Source organism: Butyrivibrio sp. FCS006 (assembly GCF_000424525.1).
Lineage (GTDB): Bacteria > Bacillota > Clostridia > Lachnospirales > Lachnospiraceae > Butyrivibrio.
Map to the genome: position 1 here is coordinate 583,505 of NZ_KE384203.1, position 22,539 is coordinate 606,043.

Consider the following 22,539-nt stretch of genomic DNA (forward strand, 5'->3'; position numbering starts at 1 on the left):
TTCCATGGCTTTTTCGGGGAATAAAAACGGACAACAAAAAAGCGATCACATCAAATGATGTAATCGCTTTATGAGTGTGCGTGACAGGATTCGAACCCACGACCTTCTGGTCCGTAGCCAGACGCTCTATCCAGCTGAGCTACACGCACATGAGCCATATCGGCAACAAATAATATTATATTCATGCCGACAGGCTTTGTCAAGAAAATTTACATATTCTTATCTGCTGCCTCTGCAGCCTTGGTCTCAAGGACCAGTTTCTCCATATCCGGCCTTGCAAATTCAAAGCAGGCCAGGAGCTTTTCATTGAACACTCCGCACTCTCCGTCCTTGATCATCTCATAGGCCTTATCCATAGGGAAGGCTGCCTTGTAAACACGATCGCTGACCAGCGCATCATATACATCCGACAGTGCTGTAAGCTGAGCTCCAATAGAATTTTCTTCACCTTTAAGTCCGTCAGGATAACCTCTTCCATCATATCTCTCATGGTGGTGTCTGCAGATATCCAGACTCATTTCATAGTACTCTTTGTCCTGAACGTCTTTTAAGAGCTCAATGATCTCACTTCCACGGGTGGTATGAGATTTCATCAGATCAAATTCCTCATTGGTGAGCTTGCCGGGCTTAAGAAGGATTGAGTCCGGAACGGATATCTTACCGATATCATGCATAGCCGAAGCTTGAGTAATAACATCTACAAGGTGAGGTGTCAGTCCCAATTCCGGATAGTTATTCATTGCTGTGAGGGCAAGGATTCTGACAAATCCCTTTATCCTCTTTAAATGATAACTTGACTCCATGCTTCTGAATTCTACTATGGTCGCAATGGTGTCTATGACTTTTTCGTTGCTGTTTTTAAGCTTCTCTTCCTGCTTTTTCAGGTAGATGAACTGCTTCTTTAAGACTCTGGTCTGATCATCAATCTGGCTCTCTAAGTTATTCTTGTGGTCATAGAGCTCAATATTTCTTGAGACACGCCTGTCAACGATGATAGGATCAAAGGGTTTGTGAATAACATCCGCTGCACCCTTCTGGTAGCTTGCACGTTCTGCCTCTGTAGAGGTGTCGGCTGTGATCATCAGAACAGGAATAACATCATTTAAGTTATCCCTTTTGCCCATCTCCTCAAGGACCTGATAACCGTCCATCTCAGGCATGACAATATCAAGGAGAACTGCTGCGAGCTTTCCTTCATTCTCCTCCATTATCTTAAGAGCCTCGAGGCCGTCGCCGGCCTCAAGGATATTATATTTGTCTTTAAAGATCTCTCCGAGAATTCCTCTGTTGATCTCGTTATCATCAACTACAAGAATTGAACGATCTGCCATAGGGCCTCCATCAACGTTCTACTATAGCTGCGCATCCCATTCCACCGCCGACACAAAGAGTAGCAAGTCCCTTGTGAACATCGCGTCTTTGCATCTCGTAAAGAAGTGTTACCAGGATTCTGTTTCCTGAGCATCCAACGGGATGACCAAGAGCAATAGCTCCTCCGTTTACGTTAAGGACGTCTTTTGAGAATCCAAGGTCATGCTGTACAGCTACTGACTGAGCTGCAAAAGCTTCGTTTGCTTCTATAAGATCGAAATCACCGATTGAATATCCGGCTTTCTTCATAACTTTCTGTGTTGCTGCCACAGGTCCGATACCCATGATTCTGGGCTCAACGCCTGCAAGCTCTCCGGCGATCCAGGTACCAAGAGGCTTAACTCCAAGCTCTTTTGCCTTCTCCTCACTCATAACGATGATTGCTGAAGCAGCGTCGTTGATGCCTGACGAATTGGCTGCTGTAACAACTCCGCCGTCCTTCTTGAAAGCAGGTTTAAGATGGGAAATGCCCTCTACTGTAACGCCCTTTCTTGGTCCCTCATCTGTATCAAAGATGATGGTCTCTTTCTTTTTCTTGATCTCTACAGGAACGATCTCTTCCTTGAATTTGCCCTCTGCAATGGCCTTCTCTGCCTTGTTCTGTGACCATGCTGCAAACTCATCGAGCTGCTCCCTTGTAAGATGCCACTGCTCTGCGATGTTCTCAGCTGTGATACCCATGTGATATCCGCCAAAAGCATCTGTAAGCGCATCCTTGATCATCGCATCCTGAAGTTCTCCGGAACCCATACGGTATCCGTAACGTCCCTGCTGCATAAGGTAGGGAGCCATTGACATGTTCTCCATACCACCTGCCACGATAATGTCCGCATCACCCATTCCGATGAGCTTGGCTGCGAGATTTACGCAGTGCAGACCTGATCCGCAGAGAACGTTTATTGTTGTTGCAGGAACTTCAACGGGAATTCCTGCATTTACAGCTGCCTGTCTGGCCGGGTTCTGTCCGAGTCCTGCCTGAATAACGCAGCCCATATATACTTCATCAACCTGTTCCGGCTTTACACCGGCTCTTTTAAGTGCTTCCTTGATTACAATTGTTCCAAGTGCCGGAGCAGGTGTTGTTGAAAGTGCTCCACCCATGGTTCCGATCGCTGTTCTGCATGCTCCCGCTAAAACTACCTTTCTTGCCATTATAATTTTCCTCCATGATATTTGTACATTTGTTTTAATTGGTGCTGCTAGCGCCACTCATACATATACATTTTAACACCTGAAAGTATGCCCCTCAACGTATTTTAGATAATTTTCAGAAAAGAAAAAGGCGCCGGCTTACGTGCCTGCGCCCAATATCTCTATCTGTTTGTCAAACTCAGCGGAAGTTCCAAACCATGTTCTTCAAGCAGCTTTTTATCCGTAAGAATCTCTTTTACGCTGCCGTCTGCAATAATGCGTCCTTCATCTAGTAAAAGAGCTCTCGAACAGGTATCCATTATGAAATCAAGGTCATGGGATGTGATTATCTTAAGTGCCTTGATCTCATTTAATATCCCTATAAGATTTCGCCTGTTCCTGGGGTCCAATGCAATCGACGGTTCATCCATTATGATGATATCCGGCTCCATGGAAAGGATTGTAGCTATGGCAGCAAGCTTTTTCTCACCGCCCGAGAGCTTGTAATTGTGCTTATTCCTAAGGTGAGAAATGTGGACCTTATCAAGTGCCTCATCGACACGTCTTTTCACCTCTTCGTCAGAAAGCCCGTAGTTCTGAGGTCCGAAGGCAACATCCTCTCCCACAGTTGAGAGAAACAGCTGACTGTCAGAGTCCTGGAAAACATATCCGACATGTTCTCTGATATGGCTCAGATTCTTTTTGTTTACGGGATGTCCTGCCACTTCCAGCTCGCCCTCATAATTAAGGTACAGCCCCACAAGCAGCTTCATCAGAGTGGATTTCCCAATTCCGTTAGCCCCGACGATTCCTATGCTCTCGCCATCGTGAGCTGTGAGATTAAGACCATCCAAAACCTTATTCCCATCCTCATAGGTAAAACTCAAATCTTTTATTTTCAGCAGTTCTCCGCTAATTCCGGTATGCATCTCTTTTTCCTTCCAGATCAAACAATAAATCTTATAACAATAAACGCAGCTATCCAAACCAGGGGGTAGATGTGATCAAAGGCTTTTGGAGATCTCTTTTGCACATTAAAATCACCCTTGAAGCCTCTGAGCACCATGCTCTCATAGACATTTCCTGCCCTGTCCATGCTGCGAAGAAGCCACTGTCCCACCAGCGTTCCCCAGGCTTTGTAGTTAATACCCTTCTGCCTCGGAGCCCTGAGCATATATGCCGTTGTTATCCTGTCCGCTTCATTGCCCATAAGGCCGAAGTATCTGTAGATAAGCAGAATAACGATGACTATTATCTTCGGAATATGCAAAAGGCGCAGCGCATAGCAGATCTGCTCAATCGACGTTGTCGCAATTAAAATATATGCGGAGAGTATGCTGTAGAATCCCTTTAGCATCAGCGTCACCATGGAAATCATACCGCCGGTAACTTTAAATCCGGGGAAAAGAGGTATCTGCGCCACCACCTGTCTGTCGAAGAAGGGGTTAAATATTCCCACAAACAACACCAGCGGAAGGATCAGCCTCATCCTGTAGAGTCCATCCTTAAGGGACAACTCTCCGGCAATAAATCCAAAGGCAGGGAACACTGCCATCATTATCATTCCTGATAAGTCATACTTGTTAAAGGATGCTACAAACAAAATGTATGTAACGCAAACAAGCAGCTTTCCCAATGGATGAATCCTGTTCATCCAATGAGAACGCTGCTGCAGATTCTGAAGTTTATTCATTTCATGTAGCTGTTTTTCAATAGACTCCATAAAACCTCTGCCATATCAAGCACTGGCAGAATCAGGCTCCTCTTTCTTCTTAAAGAATCTGAATGCGTAGCTTGCACCAACCATAACGCCAACTACAACCAATGATCCCACAATACCCGAGAAGCTTGTACCGGCTGCTGATTCGCTGTCCTTAAATGCATAATCTGGTAAAAGAGATGTGGCATCCTGAATTCCTGCTGCTGTGTCATAAACACCGCCGTCTGCCTCAAGCTCTGTTGTTCCTGCAACCTGCTCCATTGACCACTCAAGGCCGTCAGGGAATGCAGATGCGAATAAAGATACGATTCCGCCTGCAAGAGCTGCCAAAATTGCTATTACGATGATTGTATTTTTAAAGCTGAGCTTTCCTTCTTTAACTTCTGTGCTCTCACCAACACCCCATAAAAGCTCAGGTCTTGCTTCATGTACAAATATAAGTACAGCTGCTGTTATAAGGCCTTCAACAAATCCGATCGCAAGATGTATAGGCTGCATTGTTGCAAGAAATACAGAGAATGGAAGCTCTGTAACTCCCGAAGCAAGAGTCTCCAGCGTAACAGAGAATGCACCAAGCTGCAAGGTAAGAACGCATCCAAGGATAGATGCGAGCGCAATCTTAGCTCTGCTTGCTCCTTTCTTCATTATTGGCTTCCATATCAGGAGAGCCCCTATAAAGCACCCGTAAAAGGCCATATTCCATATATTACAGCCCAGGGCAAGCAGTCCTCCGTCAGCAAATAACAGGCACTGAACCAGAAGTACTCCTATCATGGTAAGGAAACCTGCGTAAGGTCCCAAAAGTGCAGAAAGCATCATACCACCGCACAGATGTCCCGATGAGCCGGTTCCCGGAATTGTGAAGTTGAGCATCTGGGTTGCGAATACAAATGCACCCATAACTCCCATTACAGGAATCTTCTTTGGATCGTTTTCTTCTCTTACTTTTTTAACTGATACTGTCGCTGCAGATGCTGATAAAACATACATTGTTCCCGCAACTGCCGGTGCCACTAAGGCGTCTGCCATATGCATATGATTGTCCCCCTCGGTACTAATAATTATTCATATCACTAGTACAGTATATTGGGCTGTGCATAGGCGTACAAGCCCCCCGGGGGGATGAAATTTTATTTATTAATCCGGGATATCTGTAATAATAACAGGCTCGTCAAATTCTGCCAGCAACTTATCCAGATATTCATCCTTAATGTCTTTTTCCAAAAGCTCAAGAATATAGATTCCACCGAGCCTGTGTGGATTATTGACATATTCAGGTCCTTCATCGAGCTTCTTTGCTGCAAGCCCCTTTATCCTGTAGGCTTTATCTTTTTCAAAGAGGCCAAATACTGTCTTTCTGTCATATTCTTTTTCAGCTACAACATAGCTAAGAGAAGCTCTGGTATCGCTGCGCTTACCTGTAGTCAGATCGATATATCCCAAAATAGGAACACCTATAAGTCCCATGTTCTAACCCACCTGTAATTATTTTTTGATTTCGGAAAAGAGCTTTCGTATAGCCTCATCGTATGGAGCATGAAGTATACCGTACTCAGTTACGATACCTGCGATAAGCTCGTTGTCTGTTACATCAAATGCAGGATTGTAAACGTTAATACCTTCAGGCGCCATGCGTTCTTTGTACCACATCTCGGTGACTTCTTCAGGCTTTCTCTGCTCGATGTTGATATCAGCTCCGGTGGGAGTGTTGATATCGATTGTAGATGTAGGCGCGCAGATATAGAAAGGAACACCGTATCTCTTTGCAGCAAGAGCAACCATGCTGGTTCCGATCTTGTTGGCTGCATCGCCGTTCGCAGCAACCCTGTCACAACCTGTGAATATCACGTTTACAGCACCGCTCTTCATAAGTGATGCAGACATGTTGTCGCACAAAAGAGTCGTATCAATTCCAGCAGAATGGAGCTCAAATGCAGTAAGCCTTGCTCCCTGTAAAAGAGGCCTTGTCTCATCACAGTACACCTTGATGTTGTAGCCCTTTTCATGCGCAAGATACATAGGCGCTGTAGCTGTTCCATACTTGCAGGCGCAAAGCTGACCTGCGTTGCAGTGTGTGAGAATACCGTCTCCGTCCTTTACAAGAGTTACGCCGTACTCACCGATCCTGCGGCAAACATCAATATCCTCCTGCTTGATACGCTGGCACTCATCACGCATCTCGACTATCAGCTTAGGACGAACAGCATCTGAAAATGAGCCACTGACTCCGTCCCTAGGGCTCATTTTGGCGTAGACTTTTTCAACGTGAGCTTTCATGCGCTTAAGCGCCCAGGACAGATTGACTGCTGTGGGACGGGATGAATTCAGGTAATCGCTCTTTTCATCAAGCTCCTTCATGAACTCATCATAGCTTTGAGCCTTGGAATGCTTCATCAAAAGATAAAGTCCCATACCGGCACTTACTCCGATAGCCGGTGCGCCTCTTACCTGCAACAGGTAGATTGCATCCCAGATCTCTTTTGCCGTATGAAGTCTTATGATCTCAATCTTGCCGGGAAGCAGCGTCTGGTCAATGATCTCCAGAACGTCATCCTCATCGATAAGTGATACTGTTTCGTAATCTAAAATACTCTTCATCTAACAATTCCTTTCACGTCTGTGTTTTTATTGCATGTTTTCACATTTATTTCAGGTATCGATTTACCAATAGATCAAGATATCTGGCATCAAAAATACTTCCGTTAGTTTCAAATGTAGCAAGGAGCCCATCTCCTAAGGTATATCCACTCAGAGCGTATTCTTCAATCTTCCGGATATTCCTTCTGCAATATCTAAGCTCATCCATCTTGCCAAAATGCTCCAAAAAGAATTCTTTTCTTGTTCTGACATTGAGAGTCGCAAAGTCCGGATAAACCCTTTCACCATCAGTCAATATCACCTCGGGCTCATAAACATAAGGAATCCCCTCAGCATATAGCTTATCTGCAATTATTTTTTCAGACTTGGATCTTACCTGCTCACCTCGCTCGGTGAGAATAATCTCCTTTTTGTCGTAAGTATTTCCTCCGCAATGCCACTTATTGAGCCAGTTATCTAGAAAAACATCATCCGGAACATAGTATGGTTCAACCAAATCGCGTTTGATGTCACTCAGATTATTATATATTATTTCAGGCGTATTGTGTTCGTAACAATCGATCAGGTTTTGAATCCTATATTCCGCTTTTTGCGCCCACGCCAGCATTTTCGAGTCATATCCCTTTTGTGCAAGCTTTTTTGCCACATCGTATTTATCTTTCCCCAAATATATTCCACCCGCATTCTTTTCACGATTCTCTGAAATATACTGATAAAACTGAGTTTTCCTGCCTGTTGTACCATTTACTCTAAGACTTCCCTCCGGCGCATTCTCAAGATTTTCTGTCAGTTTACCCTTAAGATATGTTATTTGTCTTTCTTCTCTTTTCAATTCATTTAATATGTCGCTGTTCAGCAATTCTACTCCTTCCTTTTTCGCTTGTTTTTCTGATGACTCCTATATCACACGAGCTTTTGCTCATGTTTTCACACATATATGGCGTCTGCTTACTTTCAAGCGATAGTTTATATGTCTTTTTGCACGTGTTATTAAAGTTGTATTAAATACAAGCGAAATACACCAATTTTCTTCGCATATATTCCGCATCATTTACCAAATGTGTGACTTTTCCTCCCAATGATCTTTAAACACTTGGCAAGAACCTATTTACACACTTCATTTCAGTGAAATAGCGATACCAGAACCGATATCTCTTTTGACAGGAACCAGGTTGATTCCCATAAGAACAATAAAAATAATAACAGAATCACTAGAACTTGTAAACAACGTAGAATTATCACCTATGCAAAAAAGAGACATCGGATTACTCCGATGCCTCTCCTTAAATCTCATGTCAACTATCAGCCCTTTGCTGCGAGCTCTTCTTTAAGTCTCTTTGTAAGAGCAGGAACTACCTTGTTGAGGTCGCCTACGATACCGTAGTCAGCAACGTCAAAGATAGGTGCGTTCTCATCTTTGTTGATAGCAATGATGATATCTGACTCTTCCATACCTGCTACGTGCTGGATGGCTCCGGAGATACCGATTGCGAAGTAAAGCTGAGGACGAACTGTCTTACCTGTCTGTCCAACCTGAAGATCCTTGGGCTTCCAGCCTGAATCTACAACTGCACGAGAGCAGGAAACTGTTCCGTGAACAACCTCTGCGAGCTCTTCAAGAATCTTGAAGTTCTCAGGTGATCCAACACCACGGCCACCTGATACAAGGATCTTAGCTGCCTGGATATCAGCAACTGCTGATGTCTCTTTAACGATCTTAACGATCTCTGTGTAGCAGTCGTTCTTCTCAAATCCGGGATTGTAATCAACGATCTCTGCCTTAGCACCCTTGATAGGATCGATCTTCTGCATAACGCCGGGACGTACAGTAGCCATCTGAGGTCTGAAGTCAGGGCAAGCGATGGTAGCGATTGTGTTTCCACCGAATGCAGGACGTGTCATAAGGAGCTGTTTGTGCTTCTGCTCTCTGCCTTCTACAGGCTCAAGAGGGAAGTCTCCGATATCAAGCTGTGTACAGTCAGCTGTAAGTCCTGTGTGTACTCTTGAAGATACTCTTGGGCCAAGGTCACGACCGATGGCTGTAGCACCAACAAGGAGGATCTCAGGCTTGAACTCCTTGATAACAGATGCAAGAGCGTGTGTGTAAGGCTCTGTTCTGTAATCCTTAAGTTCAGGATCGTCTACTACGATAACTCTGTCAGCACCGTACTCTGCAAGCTTGTCAGTAAGTCCCTTAACATCGCTTCCAAGAAGTACTGCTGTAACTTTTTTCTCATCAAGGTCTTCTGCAAGACTCTTTGCTTTGCCCAGAAGCTCAAGTGCGATGCCTGAAAGCTCGCCGTCTACCTGCTGAGCAAAGATAAATACACCTTTATATTCTTCTAAAGACATGACTCTTCTCCTTTTCAATCAAAAATTATAAGATTACGTGTTTCTCCTTAAGCTTGCCTACGATGTAGTCAACTGCTTCCTCAGCTGAATCAGGAGCAACCTTCTCGCCCTGACCCTTCTTAACCTTATCGGAAGCCTTTGCAATCTGTGTAGGTGAACCCTTAAGTCCAAGGTTAGAATCGTCTACATCCTTAAGATCAGCTCTGCCCCATACGGTAACTTCCTGATCAAATGCATCGAATATTCCACCCGGTGTCATGTATCTTGGCTCGTTGAGCTCTGAAAGAGCTGTTACAAGACAAGGCATGTTAGCCTTAACGATGTGGTATCTGTCTTCGAACTGTCTCTTAACTTCAACAGTCTTAGCAGCCTCATCAACCTTGATCTCCTCAGCATAAGAAATTACAGGAATTCCAAGATGCTCAGAAATCTGAGGTCCAACCTGAGCTGTATCTCCATCGATAGCCTGACGGCCTGTGATGATGAGATCATACTCAAGGTTTCTGAGTGCGCCTGCGATAGTTGAAGATGTTGCCCATGTATCAGCGCCGCCGAGTACTCTGTCAGTTACAAGAACTGCCTTATCTGCGCCCATAGCAAGAGCTTCTCTAAGTACAGCGTCAGCCTTTGGAAGTCCCATTGTAAGAACTGTAACCTCTGCGCCATACTGATCTTTTAATCTAAGTGCTGCCTCAAGTCCTGCTTTGTCATCAGGATTCATGATTGCAAGCATTGCACCTCTATCCAATGTTCCATCGGGTTTGAACTTAACGCCGCCCTTTGTATCAGGGACCTGCTTAATGCAAACTACAACTTTCATTTTATCGTCTCCTTCTATTATTCATCAGATGTGATTTACTTAAGTAATGCACCAGAGATTACCATTCTCTGAACCTCAGATGTACCCTCGTAGATCTCTGTGATCTTAGCATCACGCATCATTCTCTCTACTTCGTACTCTCTGATGTAGCCGTATCCACCGTGAAGCTGTACAGCCTTTGTGGTTACATCCATTGCTACCTCTGCTGCGAAAAGCTTAGCCTTAGCAGCTTCTACTGAGTAAACATCCTTATTCTTCTTTGCATCAGCAGCCTGATAAACAAGGAGTCTTGCTGCTTCACACTGTGTAGCCATGTTAGCAAGCTGGAACTGTGTGTTCTGGAACTGGCCAATAGCACGACCAAACTGCTTTCTCTCTTTTACATACTCAACTGTTCTGTCGAGTGCGCCCTCTGCAATACCAAGAGCCTGAGCAGCGATACCGATACGTCCGCCATCAAGAGTGTGCATTGCGATAGGGAAGCCCTTTCCGCGAGCACCAAGAAGGTTCTCTGCAGGAATGTGGCAATCCTGGAAAATAAGCTCGTAAGTAGAAGATCCGCGGATACCCATCTTGTTCTCCTTTGTACCAAAGGTGAATCCGGGTGTTTCCTTCTCAACGATGAATGCTGAGAACTTCTTCTGCTTTCTGCCTCTCTTATCCTCAACGATATCTGTGTAAGCGATGATGATGTAGATATCTGCAACCTCACCGTTTGTGATGAAGCACTTAGATCCGTTAAGAACCCACTCTTTTCCGTCTTCTGTGAGAACAGCCTTAGTCTGAACGCCCTGAGCGTCTGTTCCTGCCATAGGCTCTGTAAGACCGAATGCGCCGAGCTTCTCACCCTTTGCAAGAGGAACGAGGTATTTCTGCTTCTGCTCCTCTGTTCCGTATGTCATGATAGGATCGCAGCAAAGTGATGTGTGAGCAGATACGATAACTGCTGTAGTTCCGCAAACCTTTGCAAGCTCCTCTACGCACATGATGTATGTGAGAGGATCACATCCCTGTCCGCCGTACTGCTTAGGAATCGGGATGCCCATGAATCCGTATTTCTGCATCTTCTTAACGGTCTCCATAGGGAATACTTCTGTCTCATCAACCTCTATTGCGTTTGGCTTTACTTCTTTTTCTGCAAACTCTTTAAAAAGAGCTCTCGCCATTTCATGTTGCTGATCAAGCTGAAAATCCATGATTTAAACCTCCAAATTTATTATTTATGAGTTATTACTTATCTGTTGGAACCTTGTTTCCATCTGCATAGTTGTAGAAGCCGATTCCTGTCTTAACGCCGAGCTTCTTACCACGAACCATCTTACGAAGAAGAGGGCAAGCACGATACTTGGAATCACCTGTCTCTGAGTAGAGAACATCCATGATAGCAAGAACGATATCAAGACCGATGTAATCGCCCAGCTCAAGGGGTCCCATAGGATGGTTGCATCCAAGCTTCATAGCTGTGTCGATACCTGCGATATCTGAAACGCCTTCTGAATAAACAAAGATACCCTCGTTGATCATAGGAACAAGGATTCTGTTTACAACAAAGCCTGCTGCTTCGTTAACCTGTACAGGAGTCTTTCCAAGATCCTCTGAAATCTTCTTGATCTTATCAACCATGTCATCAGGAGTGTTAGCACCCTGGATAACCTCAACCAGCTTCATAACAGGAGCAGGATTGAAGAAGTGCATTCCGATGATAGGCTTTGCAAGGCCTGATCCAATCTCTGTGATTGAAAGTGAAGATGTGTTTGAAGCAAAGATGCAATCAGGGTTCTTTACGATGTTGTCCTGAAGCTCCTTAAAAAGATTCTTCTTAATATCCATAACCTCAAGAGCTGCCTCAACTACGAGATCAGCATCTGCACAGATGTCGTTAAGACCTGTCTGGATCTTAGCTGTGATAGCATCTGCCTCTTCCTGAGTCTTCTTTCCCTTAGCAACCTGCTTATCAAGACCCTTCTTGATCTTAGCAAATCCGCCCTCAGCAAACTCAGTCTTGATGTCGCAAAGATAAACCTTCTCTACGCTCTGAGCCTGAGCAAATGTCTGAGCAATACCTGAGCCCATTGTTCCTGCGCCAATTACTGCAACTTTCATTTCTAATTCCTCCTAATTTGATTTTTCTATTTTGATTGAAGTTATTTATTCTGGAAATCTACAACCTTAACCTTAGCCGGGTCGTCTTTCTTACGAAGGAAGTTAGCCATTCCCTCTCTCTGATCGTATGACTCGAAGCATGAACCAAAGAGCTTCTCCTCGATTACAAGAGCGTCATCGATGTTAACCTGAAGACCATCGTTGATTGCTTTCTTGCATGCTCTTACAGCGATAGGAGCGTTAGCAGCAATCTTGCTTGCCATCTTCTCAGCCTCTGCAAGGAGCTCTTCCTGAGGATATACAGCGTTTACAAGACCAATTCTGTAAGCCTCGTCAGCCTTGATGTTCTTAGCTGTGTAGATAAGCTGCTTAGCCATTCCTGCGCCGATAAGACGAGCAAGTCTCTGTGTTCCACCAAATCCCGGTGTAATTCCAAGACCAACCTCAGGCTGACCAAACATAGCATTCTCTGAGCAGATACGGATATCGCAGCTCATTGAGATCTCACATCCACCGCCAAGTGCAAAACCGTTGATAGCAGCAATTACAGGAACAGGGAACTGCTCGATCTTGCGGAAGATGTCGTTACCCTTCTTGCCAAAAGCTTCTCCCTCTGCCTTTGAAAGAGTGCTCATCTCTCCGATATCAGCACCTGCAACAAATGACTTCTCGCCTGCACCTGTAAGAACAACAGCTCTTACTACCTCGAGATCAAGGCCGTCAAAAGCTGCCTCGAGGTCATCAAGAACCTGTGAGTTCAGGGCGTTGAGCGCCTCAGGTCTGTTGATTGTAATTACAGCAATTTTGTCTTTTACTTCGCAATTTACAAAACCCATTCTATTTGCCTCCTTTTAAACGTGACAATAGTCTGCAGGGTTTTTGGGCCCCGCAGACCATGTTCACAATTATTTATGATTAGCCTTCGTACTTCTCTACGATAGTAGCGCATCCCATTCCGCCACCGATGCAAAGTGTAGCAAGACCCTTCTTAGCCTCAGGTCTCTTAGCCATTGCATAGAGAAGTGTTACAAGGATACGGCAGCCTGATGCTCCAACAGGGTGTCCCAGAGCAATAGCTCCACCGTTTACGTTAACCTTGCTCATATCAAATCCAAGGTCCTTGGCAACTGCAACTGACTGAGCTGCGAATGCCTCGTTAGCCTCGATAAGATCGATGTCATCAAGTGTAAGCTCTGTCTTCTTAAGAGCCTTTCTTGTAGCTGCAACAGGTCCGATACCCATGATCTCAGGCTCAACACCTGCAAGAGCTCCGCCTACCCATGTAGCCATAGGCTTGATTCCAAGTTCCTTAGCCTTCTCTTCGCTCATAACAACAACTGCAGCTGCACCATCGTTGATACCTGATGCGTTACCTGCTGTTACAAGTCCGCCTTCCTTGCCTGAGCAGCATTTAAGCTTAGCAAGAGTCTCAACAGTTGTTCCGGCACGAGGTCCCTCGTCTACCTTGAACTCAACCATTTCCTTCTTAACCTTAACGGGAACAGGAACGATCTCATCATCGAATGCACCTGTAGCCTGAGCCTTCTCGCACTTCTGCTGAGAATTAGCTGAGAACTCATCGAGCTCTTCTCTTGTAAGGTTCCATCTGTCGCAGATATTCTCTGCTGTGATCATCATGTGATAGTGATTGAAAGCATCTGTAAGAGCATCGTTTACCATGGTATCAACAAGTGTTCCGTTGTTCATACGATATCCGAAACGTGCATTTGGAAGTGCGTAAGGAGCCATTGACATGTTCTCCATACCACCTGCTACAACGATATCAGCCTCGCCTGCCTTGATCAGGTCAGCTGCCATATTTACACAGTTAAGACCAGAGCCGCATACTACGTTAAGTGTTACTGCAGGAGTCTCAATAGGAAGACCAGCCTTGATTGATGCCTGTCTTGCTACGTTCTGTCCAAGGCCTGCCTGGATAACGCATCCCATAAGTACTTCATCAACCATCTCAGGCTTAACACCTGCGCGATTAAGTGCCTCCTTGATTACGATTGAACCAAGTTCTGCTGCTGGAGTATTGCTGAGGGCTCCACCCATTTTGCCGATGGCAGTTCTGACTGCACCAGCTATAACTACTTTCTGTGCCATAACGTATTACCTCCATTTTGGGGACTCTCTGATCCCAGTTTTTATTAAGTTTCTTCTGCAAAAACCTGCGTTAAAATCGATTGACAAATTTTTATCAGAACAGATTCATTGTAACATAGCACTTAGTCAAATGCAACAAAAATAGCTCCCGGGTGGGAGCTATTTTATTAAAAATCTATGAATTGATATTTAATTAACGGAATCCTATGTGCAATATATCAAGCTTCAGGCTCTATAAGTCCGTAGGTATTTCCTTTTCTCTTATACACTACGTTAACCTGATCTGTCTCGGCATTTACAAATACAAAGAAATTGTGTCCGAGAAGCTCCATCTGTACACAGGCATCCTCAGCATACATAGGCTTGGGATCGAACTTCTTCATACGCTCAATGCGGATATCCTCGTCATCCATGTAGTCTGACTCGATATACTCTTTCTTGAAGTTGCTGGCCTCAGCCTGCTGCTTGTCAACCAGTTTGCTCTTATACTTTTTAAGTTGTCTTTCGATTACCTCCTCTACAAGATCGATGGATACATACATGTCATTGCTGACCTGCTCTGCACGGATGATCTTGCCCTTAACAGGGATTGTTACTTCGATCTTATGTCTCTCTTTGTCCACATTAAGTGTGACATTCGCATTAGTATCGGGAGTGAAATACTTCTCAAGTTTTCCAATCTTTTCCTCAACTGCTGCCTTTAATCCGGGTGTTACATCAATGTTCTTTCCAACGATAGTAAATTTCATGCAATCATCCCCTTTACTTCGCCCAATCGGGACATATTTGTGTTAAAAACATTATAACATTGATACACATACATAAGCAAATTAAAGAAGTCGCATTTGTACAAAATGCACAAAAAATATCTACTGCTTTCTATTGTGCAAAATTAGCTTTTAGATAACGTTTTCTGTGGACAATGTGGATAACTTCGTGTATAAGTCGAAAAAACGCGCTTTTTTATCCCGAGATTGTGGATAACTTTTAAAAATTTTATAAAGAAAAAGTTATCTTTCTATGTTGACATTTATATTTCTGTGCAAAAGAGAGAAATACAAAAGAGAGGAATGAAAATAAAAAAGACAGAAGCCATTGGCTTCTGCCTTTTAATCCTTATTTAGAAGATCCTTCGTACAGCAAGTATTGTTCTGTAATCTGCATTAGAGATCTTAATACCTGTCTTAGCTGTAGAAGCATGTACGATCTGGCCGTTACCAATGTAGATAGCAACGTGACCTGAGTAACATACGATATCACCGGGCTGTGCATTTGCAAGTCCATCAACCGCTGCACCAACGCTTCTGTCGGCACCGGAAGAATGAGGAAGACTTACACCGAAGTTCTGGTATACGCTCATTACAAATCCTGAGCAGTCAGCACCGTTTGTAAGTGATGTTCCACCGTATACATAAGGATTACCTACGAACTGCTGTGCAAACTGAGCAACTGCAGAACCGATGGAACTTGTAGCTGTTGTATATGATCCTGCGGAATTGTAACTCTTTGATCCGCTTGACTCGCTTGAACTCTTTGTGTTCGCCTTAGCTGCCTTGGTAGCTGCTTCTCTTGCTGCTCTCTCCTTGGCAAGACGAGCTTCCTCTTCTGCCTTGGACTCAGCCTTAACGAACTCTGTGGAAAGTGTTACGTAATCCATTGATACGTAACCGTCACCTTCCTCGATACTAACCTTAACCCATCCGTCGAGCTCTTCCTCAACTACGAGCTGATCCTCGATAGGAACAAGACCAAGCACCTCGGCATCAAGGCTTGCTCCGCCTCTAACCTTAAGTGTTGTGGTTGTTACAGTAGCGATTCTGGTTCCGACTTCCTTGGCAAGATCTACAGCATCATCACCGGTTACACAGTACTCTGCCTTAACGTAACCTTCAACTGATCCTGACTTGATCTTGTACCAGCCGTTGTCCTCCTCGATGAAGGTACCAACTGACTTGTCATAGAGCTTACCGATAATCTCGCCGTCCTCTTCTGAAGGAAGATCACGAACATTGACATAATCGTGAACCTTGGCGATAACAAGGGTCTTAAAGAGCTCGTCCTCGGAATTCTCATCCGTGGTCTCCTCTTCTGTTCCGGCACTCTTAACAACTGCGCCGGTAGCGCTCTGGATATCTGAAAGAATCCTATCTGATAATGTTGATGCAAGAGGTGTTACATTGGTTACAGTATCACTGGAATTGATTGCTTCTGTTGTGGCAGCTGACTTGCTGGTACTTGATGCAGCCTCTGCCTCTGCCTTCTCTGTCTCTACTGTTTCCTGAAGATTTGAAAGTGATACCTGATTGCTTCCAAGAGCATATGTAATACCTGCCTGTGGCAGTACACTTGTTACTTTATTAGATGAAGCGTATGCTGTGATGTTTAAGTTTGTAAATGTCATTGCAGCTACCATAGATAAAGCAGTAAGCTGCACAAATGGCTTTCTCAAAACTAACCTCCAAAATTGTTACGAATTTGTTACATCTTTTAAAAATATACGCCACATCTTCTGATTTGTCAAGAAAACTATCACTTTTCCTTGCCTACCATGAAGTCCTGAACGCTTGTTACGGCATTTGCTCCATCTGCTACAGCAGTAACGATCTGTCTTAAGCGTTTCTTCCTTGAATCACCTGCAACAAATATGCCGGGTGCGGAAGTTGCACCGTCTTCACCTGCAATTACATATCCTTGTTCGTCGCACTCTACAACGTTTAAGAAAAGGTCTGTGGATGGATGTATTCCTATTGCGACAAATATTCCATCAATTGTAATATCTGACTGTGAGTGATCCTTAACATTCTCTATATTAAGTCCTGTTACTGTATCCTGACCCTTGATCTCTTTTACAACGCTGTCCCAGATAACCTCAACGTTAGGAAGTGCAAAGAGCTCATCCTGAAGAATCTTGGTTGCCCTGAGCTCATTTCTTCTATGAATAAGGTAAACCTTCTTGCAGAATCTTGAGAGGAAGATAGCATCCTCAACAGCAACATCACCGCCGCCGTTAACTGCTGTGATCTTATCCTTATAAAATGCACCGTCACATGTTGCGCAGTAGGAAACGCCCTTACCTATGAACTCCTCTTCGCCTGGAATTCCAAGCTTGGAGTGGTGTGCTCCGGTTGCAAGGATGATGGTGTGTGTCTCAAACTCTCCGTTATCTGTTACAACCTTATATATAGGTGCCTTTGTATCTGATCCCTTATCTACGGTTTCAATAGCTGTTACAGAAGCATCTGCAAACTCGGCGCCGAGCTTATCCGCATGCTCTCTGAACTTCATGGCAAGATCAAAGCCGTTTACTCCTGGAATTCCAAGATAATTGTCAACCTCGTAGGTGTCGATTATCTGTCCGCCGCTGACAGGGTTCTTCTCAATGATAAGCATGTTAAGTCCTGCTCTCTTGGCATATACAGCTGCTGAAAGTCCTGCAGGGCCTGAACCGATAATTATAAGATCATACATAGTGTATTACCTCCTTTGGGAATACTTGTTATATAGTTAATAGTTGTATTTCGATTGTGAACAATTGAATTGTATCACATAATTTTATTTTGTAAAGTATTTTTTATAACCATCCACCGTCAATTGTAATAATCTGCCCCGTCATGTAGCTTGGAGCCTGGCTTACCATGAGAACAAGCTGTGCAACTTCTTTTGCTTCTCCCATTCTTCCCTCAGGAATTTCTTCGCATAACGCATCAAGATCTTCCTCAGTAAGGTGATTTCTGTTCATGTCCGTATCGATCACTCCGCAGGCTACTGCGTTCACCGAAACTCCGCTGGGCGCAAGCTCTTTTGCCAGAGCCTTTGTAAATGCATTGACTCCGCCCTTACTTGCTGAATAGGCGACTTCACAGGATGCTCCTGCCTCACCCCAGACCGACGAGATATTTATTATCCTTCCGCTTCCGGCTCGCACCATTCCCGGCGCAAAAAGCTTTGTCGTGTAAAAGAGACTGTCCAGATTTGTACCTGTAACCCTTTTCCAGTCCTCTATGTCCATATCTGTCAAAAGACCTATATGCGCTACTCCTGCGTTGTTAACAATAACATCAACGTCCCCTGCCTCGTCATAGAGCTCTTTTACCGCATTATAATCAGACACGTCGCAGGTCACAGCCTTGCACATGATCCCGTAAGTATCCGTCAGCTCCACAGCGAGGGTCTTTAAATCTTCTATATTATTCTTACAGCACAGCACCAGGTTATCTTTGTTTTTGGCAAAAGAGATTGCGATCTCCCTTCCGATTCCTCTGGATGCCCCGGTTATCAAAACCTTTCTGCTCATATTGCCTTCTTTCATATTAAAAAATTAGCCGAGAGCATAGCCCTCGGCTTATATTCTCATGTTCTGCCTTATCACTTCTCGCAGTGCGCCAAAGCTTCTATTACGGTTTCCTCAACAAAAGGCTTAGAAACGAACTCTGTTGCGCCAAGCTTAACAGCTTCCATCATCTTGTCCTTCTGACCTGCGGCTGTTATCATGACAACCTTGGAATCGGGAAAATCCTTCTTTATCTGCCGAAGCGCCTCGATGCCGTCCATCTCCGGCATTGTGATATCCATAGTTACGATATCGGGCAGGAGCTTGGCATAGAATTCGACACCTTCCTTGCCGTTTATAGCTTCACCTACAATATTATATCCGGCTCTCTCCAAAATGTCTTTAAGTATCCTTCTGGAAGTTCTTGAATCATCTACTATAAGTACGTTCTTCATCTACGTGCCTCCTGTATTTCATCCAACCAAAATATCTTTAGACACTGCAATAATGTATTTGATTTCTCCTCCCGCAATATAGACAGGCATCACGATCATCTCATCGCTGGTGGCCTGTGCAAAGTTCACAGAGAAATTAGGTGGTTCAAGCTCTATCTTGGAGTCGTTCCTGCTCTGCTCCGACGCATAAAGACCATTGATACAGTTAATAAGCTCGCACACTGCATCAAGGGCATCTTCCTTTGTCTCGATAAATTCTTCCTTGGTGTACGCGATAGCCATCTTCCTGACATCTTCATACTTACCGGAAATTGCAACTGCTGCCTGCTGGTCGCCATGGAACTTCTGGTAGCCCAAAACCTCATCGTTTATTACCCTGGCTGTATAGGCTCTTCCTACATATATATGGCTATCTACCAACCTGTACATGCTCTTAAGGCCCATAGCAAACATTCCGTTATAAACAGGATCCGCATTGTCAAGGAATATGGAAACTGCTTTATCAACCTCTCCGCTCTTTAGAACTGCCATGTCAGTCTCAGTAAAGCCGTTGGCTCTCTGATAGTCAGCCTCGACCTTCTCAAGCTGTTCCATTGTCAGGATGCCCATATCCACTACAGACTGAAGGAAGGTCAGATATGTATTGCCCTGGAGTCCTAAAAGCCTCTGAACCTGAGTTTCCGTAAGATATCCCTTCTCAACAGCGATATCACCAAAGCGCTTATCCATGGTTGCCTGAAGCATGTTGACCTGCTCAGCCTGAGCTATGGTCATCATCCTCTCAGACACCGCGATAACACCGAGCTTGGCTCTGTCAGATTCCTGTTTTTTGTAAACCTGCACAAGCTGGCTCTTGGTGATCATTCCCTGTTCAACAAGGCTTGCTCCGATTAAACGATCTAGCATTTATGCCGCTCCTTCTTGAAATGTAAATTTCAAATCAACAGATGACGGAACTATACTACAATTTTAATCTAATATACGCACACAAACAAGCATATTATTGATTGTCTTCCTTGCGCATTTCGGCCATCGCCTGGCTTACTGCAGCTGATACAGCATCAGTTGTTGATGCAGCTGCCACCTGTCCTGCCTGATTTTTGGCTCTCATCATTTCAGCCTGTTTACCTGCTACCTCAAGGGCCATGATCCTGTCCTTGGTAAGAACTACGCTCTGGCCAAGAGGATTGATAACAAGACCCTCTCTATCCTGGATAAAGCGGATAACATCCTGATATCTGAACACGCCGGCGTTCCAGTCCTTGGTAACACCCTGTTTTGCAAACTCAAAAGGATCTGTATATACAGGAAGGAACTGCTTATCATCCTTGGTCTTGACCACCATGAACTTGAGCTTGGTGTCCTTGCCGATCTTGATCCTGCCGTTCTCATCAACCTCCGTAGGTCCCTCATGCTGAGTGGGAACAAGGAGCTGAGCGCCTCTGATAAGAGAGAGCATCCTCATCTCCTTGGCCTTTAAGATGTCGTCTCTCTTTTCATACTTAACGGGCCATCTTACTTCCTCAAGGAAATCGATCATGGCAAAGTTGAGGGCTGAGTTTACAGGCTCAGGCCTTCTCTCTGCTCCGCTCCACTCGCCGGGCGCAGCCACGATCTCATTTCTCTTAAATCTTGCTCTATAACCGCCGTTATCCACCAGCAGATTCTCTATTCCAATATAGTAGAGATAATCAAAGAAGCCGAATTTACCGCCGCCCTTGTAATTGGGATCCTCTATCTGGCACTTTCTTGCTGCAACCTTTCTGAACTGTTTGTTAAAGATCTCAGCTGCCTTTTCCGCAAGTTCCTGCTCAAAATAAACATTTGCAAATCCCTGTTCAATGAAAGGATAGCCGGTGCTCTGATCGTAGAGAACGAAGAGATACTCAGCATCTCGTACTCTCCTGAGCACTTCGTTATAAACAAGCCTGTGATTCTTCTCAAATCCCGGAAGAGCAGCCTTCTTATTAAATACTTCAAGTGCAGTCAAAAGAAATAACAGCTCCTGTCCGGATAATCCCTTAACATACTCGGGATCTATCTCCTCTTCATAGATCATGGCGCCGATCTCATCTTTTTTCTCAGATGAAACGGTCTCATCAGCCCTTTCACCCTCACTGTCCTTGGTATTTATAGGATTGATGCGACCGATAACAGGCCACTCAAGACCCTCATGAGCCTTGATGGCTTCCTCTTTGGCATTTGCCTTTTTTAGGCTCTGTGCCTGCTCCGCTTCCTGCTCAGAAGCCTCCCCGTTTTTCTTGTTTCCGAAAATACTAAAAATTCCCATTTAAAACTCCCTTAAATTACTTGTTGTAAAAGACCTTTGAAACTGCCGCAAGATACTCAGGATCCCTGCTGCCTGCAGATTCATATGGTGAATGCATAGCCAGCTGTGCCAGACCGATATCCACGGTATTTACTGAAACCTGCGCTGTTGAAATGTTGCCCAGTGTAGATCCTCCCGGCATATCAGACCTGTTTGTGAAAGTCTGGTAAGGCACATCAGCCTCTTTGCACAAAAGTTTGAACTCTGCTGCAGAAACCGCATCGGTAGTGTACTTCTGGTTTGCGTTGTACTTTATAACAATTCCCTCGTTCATGACAGGCCTGTTTACAGGATCTGCCTTGTCCATATAGTTAGGATGAACTGCGTGGGCATTATCTGCTGATATCATGAAGCTGTTTGCAACAGCCATGTGATACTGCTCTCTTGTCTTGCCAAGTCCGTCGCAGATCCTCTCAAGAGTATCCTTAAGAAAGGTTGAATCCGCTCCCTGCTTGGTTCCGCTGCCAACCTCTTCGTTGTCGAATACGCAGTGCATAGCCACATAGTCTTTTGCCTTGGAATTAACAAAGCCTTCATAGCTGCAGAATACGCACTCCTGATCATCGAGCCTTGAGCCCCCGATGAACTCCTCATTGGCTCCCCAGAAGGTAGGCTTTACTCTGTTGTACAAAAACAGGTCGTGTCCCAGGATATCCTCTTTCTTCTTAACCCCTGCTTCCATAGCGATCAGGGCAAAAAAGCTCTCGGCTGCCTTGTCGTCACCGAAGATAGGCAGCATGTCGTTCTGGGCATTGTACTTCATTCCGTCGTTGGCTTCTCTGTTCATGTGGATAGCAAGCGCCGGAAGCATCAGAAGGTCTCTGTCTATGTTGACGAGCCTGGTCTCTGCCTTGCCCTTGTTATTAACTACCACTCTTCCTGCAACTGAAAGTGGTCTGTCAAACCACTCAGCACACAGCATTCCGCCGTACTTTTCGACGTTGAGCTTAATGTATGCTCCTGCCTTTATCTCTGGATTCTCCTTGATCTTGAATGAAGGTGAGTCAGAGTGGCTTGCGATCATGTGGAAGCCTTTAAAGCTCTTTTTCGGAATTCTGAAGGAGATTATTGCTGAATCTCCGCGGCGGACAAAATAGTCACCTGCTGAGAGTTTCCATGCATCGCCCTCAAAAAGCTCCGTAAATCCTCTTTTTAAAAGATCTCTGCTGATATTATCCACAACATGATAAGCTGTCGGCGCGCTGTAGATAAAATCCAACATTCTCTTTGTCAGATCATTTTTCTTATTCATAAGCACCTCTATACCGAATAAAATCGTAG

At 44.6% G+C, this 22,539-nt stretch carries 22 protein-coding genes and 1 tRNA gene; all 23 read right to left on the reverse strand.

Going from position 1 to position 22,539, the window contains the following annotated elements; translation table 11 throughout:
• Positions 1–75 precede the first annotated feature (75 nt).
• Positions 76–149: transfer RNA gene (locus tag G633_RS0109805), tRNA-Arg, on the reverse strand.
• Positions 150–209: 60 nt separating this feature from the next.
• Positions 210–1,331: an HD domain-containing phosphohydrolase gene (locus tag G633_RS0109810; protein WP_026519792.1), complete on the reverse strand. Its 1,122-nt coding sequence runs from the start codon at positions 1,329–1,331 to the stop codon at positions 210–212.
• 10 nt (positions 1,332–1,341) lie between these two features.
• Positions 1,342–2,523 carry an acetyl-CoA C-acetyltransferase gene (locus G633_RS0109815; protein WP_022769641.1) on the reverse strand — a complete coding sequence of 394 codons (1,182 nt, stop codon included), beginning with the start codon at positions 2,521–2,523 and terminating at the stop codon, positions 1,342–1,344.
• A gap of 161 nt (positions 2,524–2,684) precedes the next feature.
• A complete protein-coding gene (locus tag G633_RS0109820; RefSeq protein ID WP_035771034.1) occupies positions 2,685–3,431 on the reverse strand; it encodes an energy-coupling factor ABC transporter ATP-binding protein in 747 nt (248 codons plus the stop codon).
• A gap of 17 nt (positions 3,432–3,448) precedes the next feature.
• Positions 3,449–4,195, reverse strand: a complete 747-nt coding sequence (gene cbiQ / locus G633_RS0109825; protein ID WP_242838856.1) for a cobalt ECF transporter T component CbiQ — start codon at positions 4,193–4,195, stop codon at positions 3,449–3,451.
• A gap of 45 nt (positions 4,196–4,240) precedes the next feature.
• Complete coding sequence (locus G633_RS0109830; protein WP_026519794.1) at positions 4,241–5,257, reverse strand: energy-coupling factor ABC transporter permease; 1,017 nt, start codon at positions 5,255–5,257, stop codon at positions 4,241–4,243.
• A 102-nt stretch (positions 5,258–5,359) separates the two neighbouring features.
• Complete coding sequence (locus G633_RS0109835) at positions 5,360–5,689, reverse strand: DUF7021 domain-containing protein (protein ID WP_026519795.1); 330 nt, start codon at positions 5,687–5,689, stop codon at positions 5,360–5,362.
• A gap of 18 nt (positions 5,690–5,707) precedes the next feature.
• A complete protein-coding gene (gene mtnA, locus G633_RS0109840; protein WP_026519796.1) occupies positions 5,708–6,820 on the reverse strand; it encodes an S-methyl-5-thioribose-1-phosphate isomerase in 1,113 nt (370 codons plus the stop codon).
• Between the two features lie 46 nt (positions 6,821–6,866).
• Positions 6,867–7,652, reverse strand: a complete 786-nt coding sequence (locus G633_RS19310) for a hypothetical protein (RefSeq protein WP_155834938.1) — start codon at positions 7,650–7,652, stop codon at positions 6,867–6,869.
• A 470-nt stretch (positions 7,653–8,122) separates the two neighbouring features.
• Complete coding sequence (locus G633_RS0109850; protein ID WP_026519797.1) at positions 8,123–9,172, reverse strand: electron transfer flavoprotein subunit alpha/FixB family protein; 1,050 nt, start codon at positions 9,170–9,172, stop codon at positions 8,123–8,125.
• A gap of 25 nt (positions 9,173–9,197) precedes the next feature.
• Positions 9,198–9,992, reverse strand: coding sequence for an electron transfer flavoprotein subunit beta/FixA family protein (locus tag G633_RS0109855; protein WP_022769653.1), 795 nt, complete (start codon positions 9,990–9,992; stop codon positions 9,198–9,200).
• A 35-nt stretch (positions 9,993–10,027) separates the two neighbouring features.
• Positions 10,028–11,188, reverse strand: coding sequence for an acyl-CoA dehydrogenase (locus tag G633_RS0109860; RefSeq protein ID WP_026519798.1), 1,161 nt, complete (start codon positions 11,186–11,188; stop codon positions 10,028–10,030).
• A 34-nt stretch (positions 11,189–11,222) separates the two neighbouring features.
• Complete coding sequence (locus tag G633_RS0109865; RefSeq protein ID WP_022769656.1) at positions 11,223–12,095, reverse strand: 3-hydroxyacyl-CoA dehydrogenase NAD-binding domain-containing protein; 873 nt, start codon at positions 12,093–12,095, stop codon at positions 11,223–11,225.
• A 41-nt stretch (positions 12,096–12,136) separates the two neighbouring features.
• Positions 12,137–12,931, reverse strand: a complete 795-nt coding sequence (locus tag G633_RS0109870; RefSeq protein WP_022769657.1) for an enoyl-CoA hydratase-related protein — start codon at positions 12,929–12,931, stop codon at positions 12,137–12,139.
• 79 nt (positions 12,932–13,010) lie between these two features.
• A complete protein-coding gene (locus G633_RS0109875; protein ID WP_022769658.1) occupies positions 13,011–14,204 on the reverse strand; it encodes an acetyl-CoA C-acetyltransferase in 1,194 nt (397 codons plus the stop codon).
• Positions 14,205–14,422: 218 nt separating this feature from the next.
• Positions 14,423–14,953: a ribosome hibernation-promoting factor, HPF/YfiA family gene (gene hpf, locus G633_RS0109880; RefSeq protein WP_022769661.1), complete on the reverse strand. Its 531-nt coding sequence runs from the start codon at positions 14,951–14,953 to the stop codon at positions 14,423–14,425.
• Between the two features lie 371 nt (positions 14,954–15,324).
• Entirely contained in the window at positions 15,325–16,653 is a 1,329-nt protein-coding gene (locus G633_RS0109885) for a C40 family peptidase (RefSeq protein ID WP_026519799.1), read from the reverse strand.
• An 80-nt stretch (positions 16,654–16,733) separates the two neighbouring features.
• On the reverse strand, positions 16,734–17,672 hold the full coding sequence (trxB, locus tag G633_RS0109890; RefSeq protein ID WP_026519800.1) for a thioredoxin-disulfide reductase: 939 nt from the start codon (positions 17,670–17,672) through the stop codon (positions 16,734–16,736).
• A gap of 103 nt (positions 17,673–17,775) precedes the next feature.
• The gene (ymfI, locus tag G633_RS0109895) at positions 17,776–18,498 is read right to left on the reverse strand and encodes an elongation factor P 5-aminopentanone reductase (RefSeq protein WP_026519801.1); all 723 of its coding nucleotides are present in this window, start codon (positions 18,496–18,498) and stop codon (positions 17,776–17,778) included.
• A 71-nt stretch (positions 18,499–18,569) separates the two neighbouring features.
• Positions 18,570–18,929, reverse strand: a complete 360-nt coding sequence (locus G633_RS0109900; protein ID WP_026519802.1) for a response regulator — start codon at positions 18,927–18,929, stop codon at positions 18,570–18,572.
• Between the two features lie 18 nt (positions 18,930–18,947).
• Positions 18,948–19,835, reverse strand: a complete 888-nt coding sequence (locus G633_RS0109905; RefSeq protein ID WP_026519803.1) for a chemotaxis protein CheX — start codon at positions 19,833–19,835, stop codon at positions 18,948–18,950.
• Positions 19,836–19,929: 94 nt separating this feature from the next.
• Positions 19,930–21,219 carry an SseB family protein gene (locus G633_RS0109910; protein ID WP_026519804.1) on the reverse strand — a complete coding sequence of 430 codons (1,290 nt, stop codon included), beginning with the start codon at positions 21,217–21,219 and terminating at the stop codon, positions 19,930–19,932.
• Between the two features lie 16 nt (positions 21,220–21,235).
• Positions 21,236–22,510, reverse strand: coding sequence for a M18 family aminopeptidase (locus G633_RS0109915; protein ID WP_026519805.1), 1,275 nt, complete (start codon positions 22,508–22,510; stop codon positions 21,236–21,238).
• Positions 22,511–22,539: the final 29 nt, after the last annotated feature.

Excerpts from the sequence above, each read along its gene's own strand:
- G633_RS0109910 (WP_026519804.1), bottom strand. The coding sequence starts at position 21,219 with ATGGGAATTTTTAGTATTTTCGGAAACAAGAAAAACGGGGAGGCTTCT.
- trxB (WP_026519800.1), bottom strand. The coding sequence starts at position 17,672 with ATGTATGATCTTATAATTATCGGTTCAGGCCCTGCAGGACTTTCAGCA.
- cbiQ (WP_242838856.1), bottom strand. The coding sequence starts at position 4,195 with ATGAATAAACTTCAGAATCTGCAGCAGCGTTCTCATTGGATGAACAGG.
- G633_RS0109870 (WP_022769657.1), bottom strand. The coding sequence starts at position 12,931 with ATGGGTTTTGTAAATTGCGAAGTAAAAGACAAAATTGCTGTAATTACA.
- G633_RS0109875 (WP_022769658.1), bottom strand. The coding sequence starts at position 14,204 with ATGGCACAGAAAGTAGTTATAGCTGGTGCAGTCAGAACTGCCATCGGC.
- G633_RS0109810 (WP_026519792.1), bottom strand. The coding sequence starts at position 1,331 with ATGGCAGATCGTTCAATTCTTGTAGTTGATGATAACGAGATCAACAGA.
- ymfI (WP_026519801.1), bottom strand. The coding sequence starts at position 18,498 with ATGAGCAGAAAGGTTTTGATAACCGGGGCATCCAGAGGAATCGGAAGG.
- G633_RS0109860 (WP_026519798.1), bottom strand. The coding sequence starts at position 11,188 with ATGGATTTTCAGCTTGATCAGCAACATGAAATGGCGAGAGCTCTTTTT.
- G633_RS0109905 (WP_026519803.1), bottom strand. The coding sequence starts at position 19,835 with ATGCTAGATCGTTTAATCGGAGCAAGCCTTGTTGAACAGGGAATGATC.
- G633_RS0109820 (WP_035771034.1), bottom strand. The coding sequence starts at position 3,431 with ATGCATACCGGAATTAGCGGAGAACTGCTGAAAATAAAAGATTTGAGT.
- G633_RS0109855 (WP_022769653.1), bottom strand. The coding sequence starts at position 9,992 with ATGAAAGTTGTAGTTTGCATTAAGCAGGTCCCTGATACAAAGGGCGGC.
- mtnA (WP_026519796.1), bottom strand. The coding sequence starts at position 6,820 with ATGAAGAGTATTTTAGATTACGAAACAGTATCACTTATCGATGAGGAT.
- G633_RS0109900 (WP_026519802.1), bottom strand. The coding sequence starts at position 18,929 with ATGAAGAACGTACTTATAGTAGATGATTCAAGAACTTCCAGAAGGATA.
- G633_RS0109865 (WP_022769656.1), bottom strand. The coding sequence starts at position 12,095 with ATGAAAGTTGCAGTAATTGGCGCAGGAACAATGGGCTCAGGTATTGCT.
- G633_RS0109830 (WP_026519794.1), bottom strand. The coding sequence starts at position 5,257 with ATGCATATGGCAGACGCCTTAGTGGCACCGGCAGTTGCGGGAACAATG.
- hpf (WP_022769661.1), bottom strand. The coding sequence starts at position 14,953 with ATGAAATTTACTATCGTTGGAAAGAACATTGATGTAACACCCGGATTA.
- G633_RS0109850 (WP_026519797.1), bottom strand. The coding sequence starts at position 9,172 with ATGTCTTTAGAAGAATATAAAGGTGTATTTATCTTTGCTCAGCAGGTA.
- G633_RS0109815 (WP_022769641.1), bottom strand. The coding sequence starts at position 2,523 with ATGGCAAGAAAGGTAGTTTTAGCGGGAGCATGCAGAACAGCGATCGGA.
- G633_RS0109835 (WP_026519795.1), bottom strand. The coding sequence starts at position 5,689 with ATGGGACTTATAGGTGTTCCTATTTTGGGATATATCGATCTGACTACA.
- G633_RS0109915 (WP_026519805.1), bottom strand. The coding sequence starts at position 22,510 with ATGAATAAGAAAAATGATCTGACAAAGAGAATGTTGGATTTTATCTAC.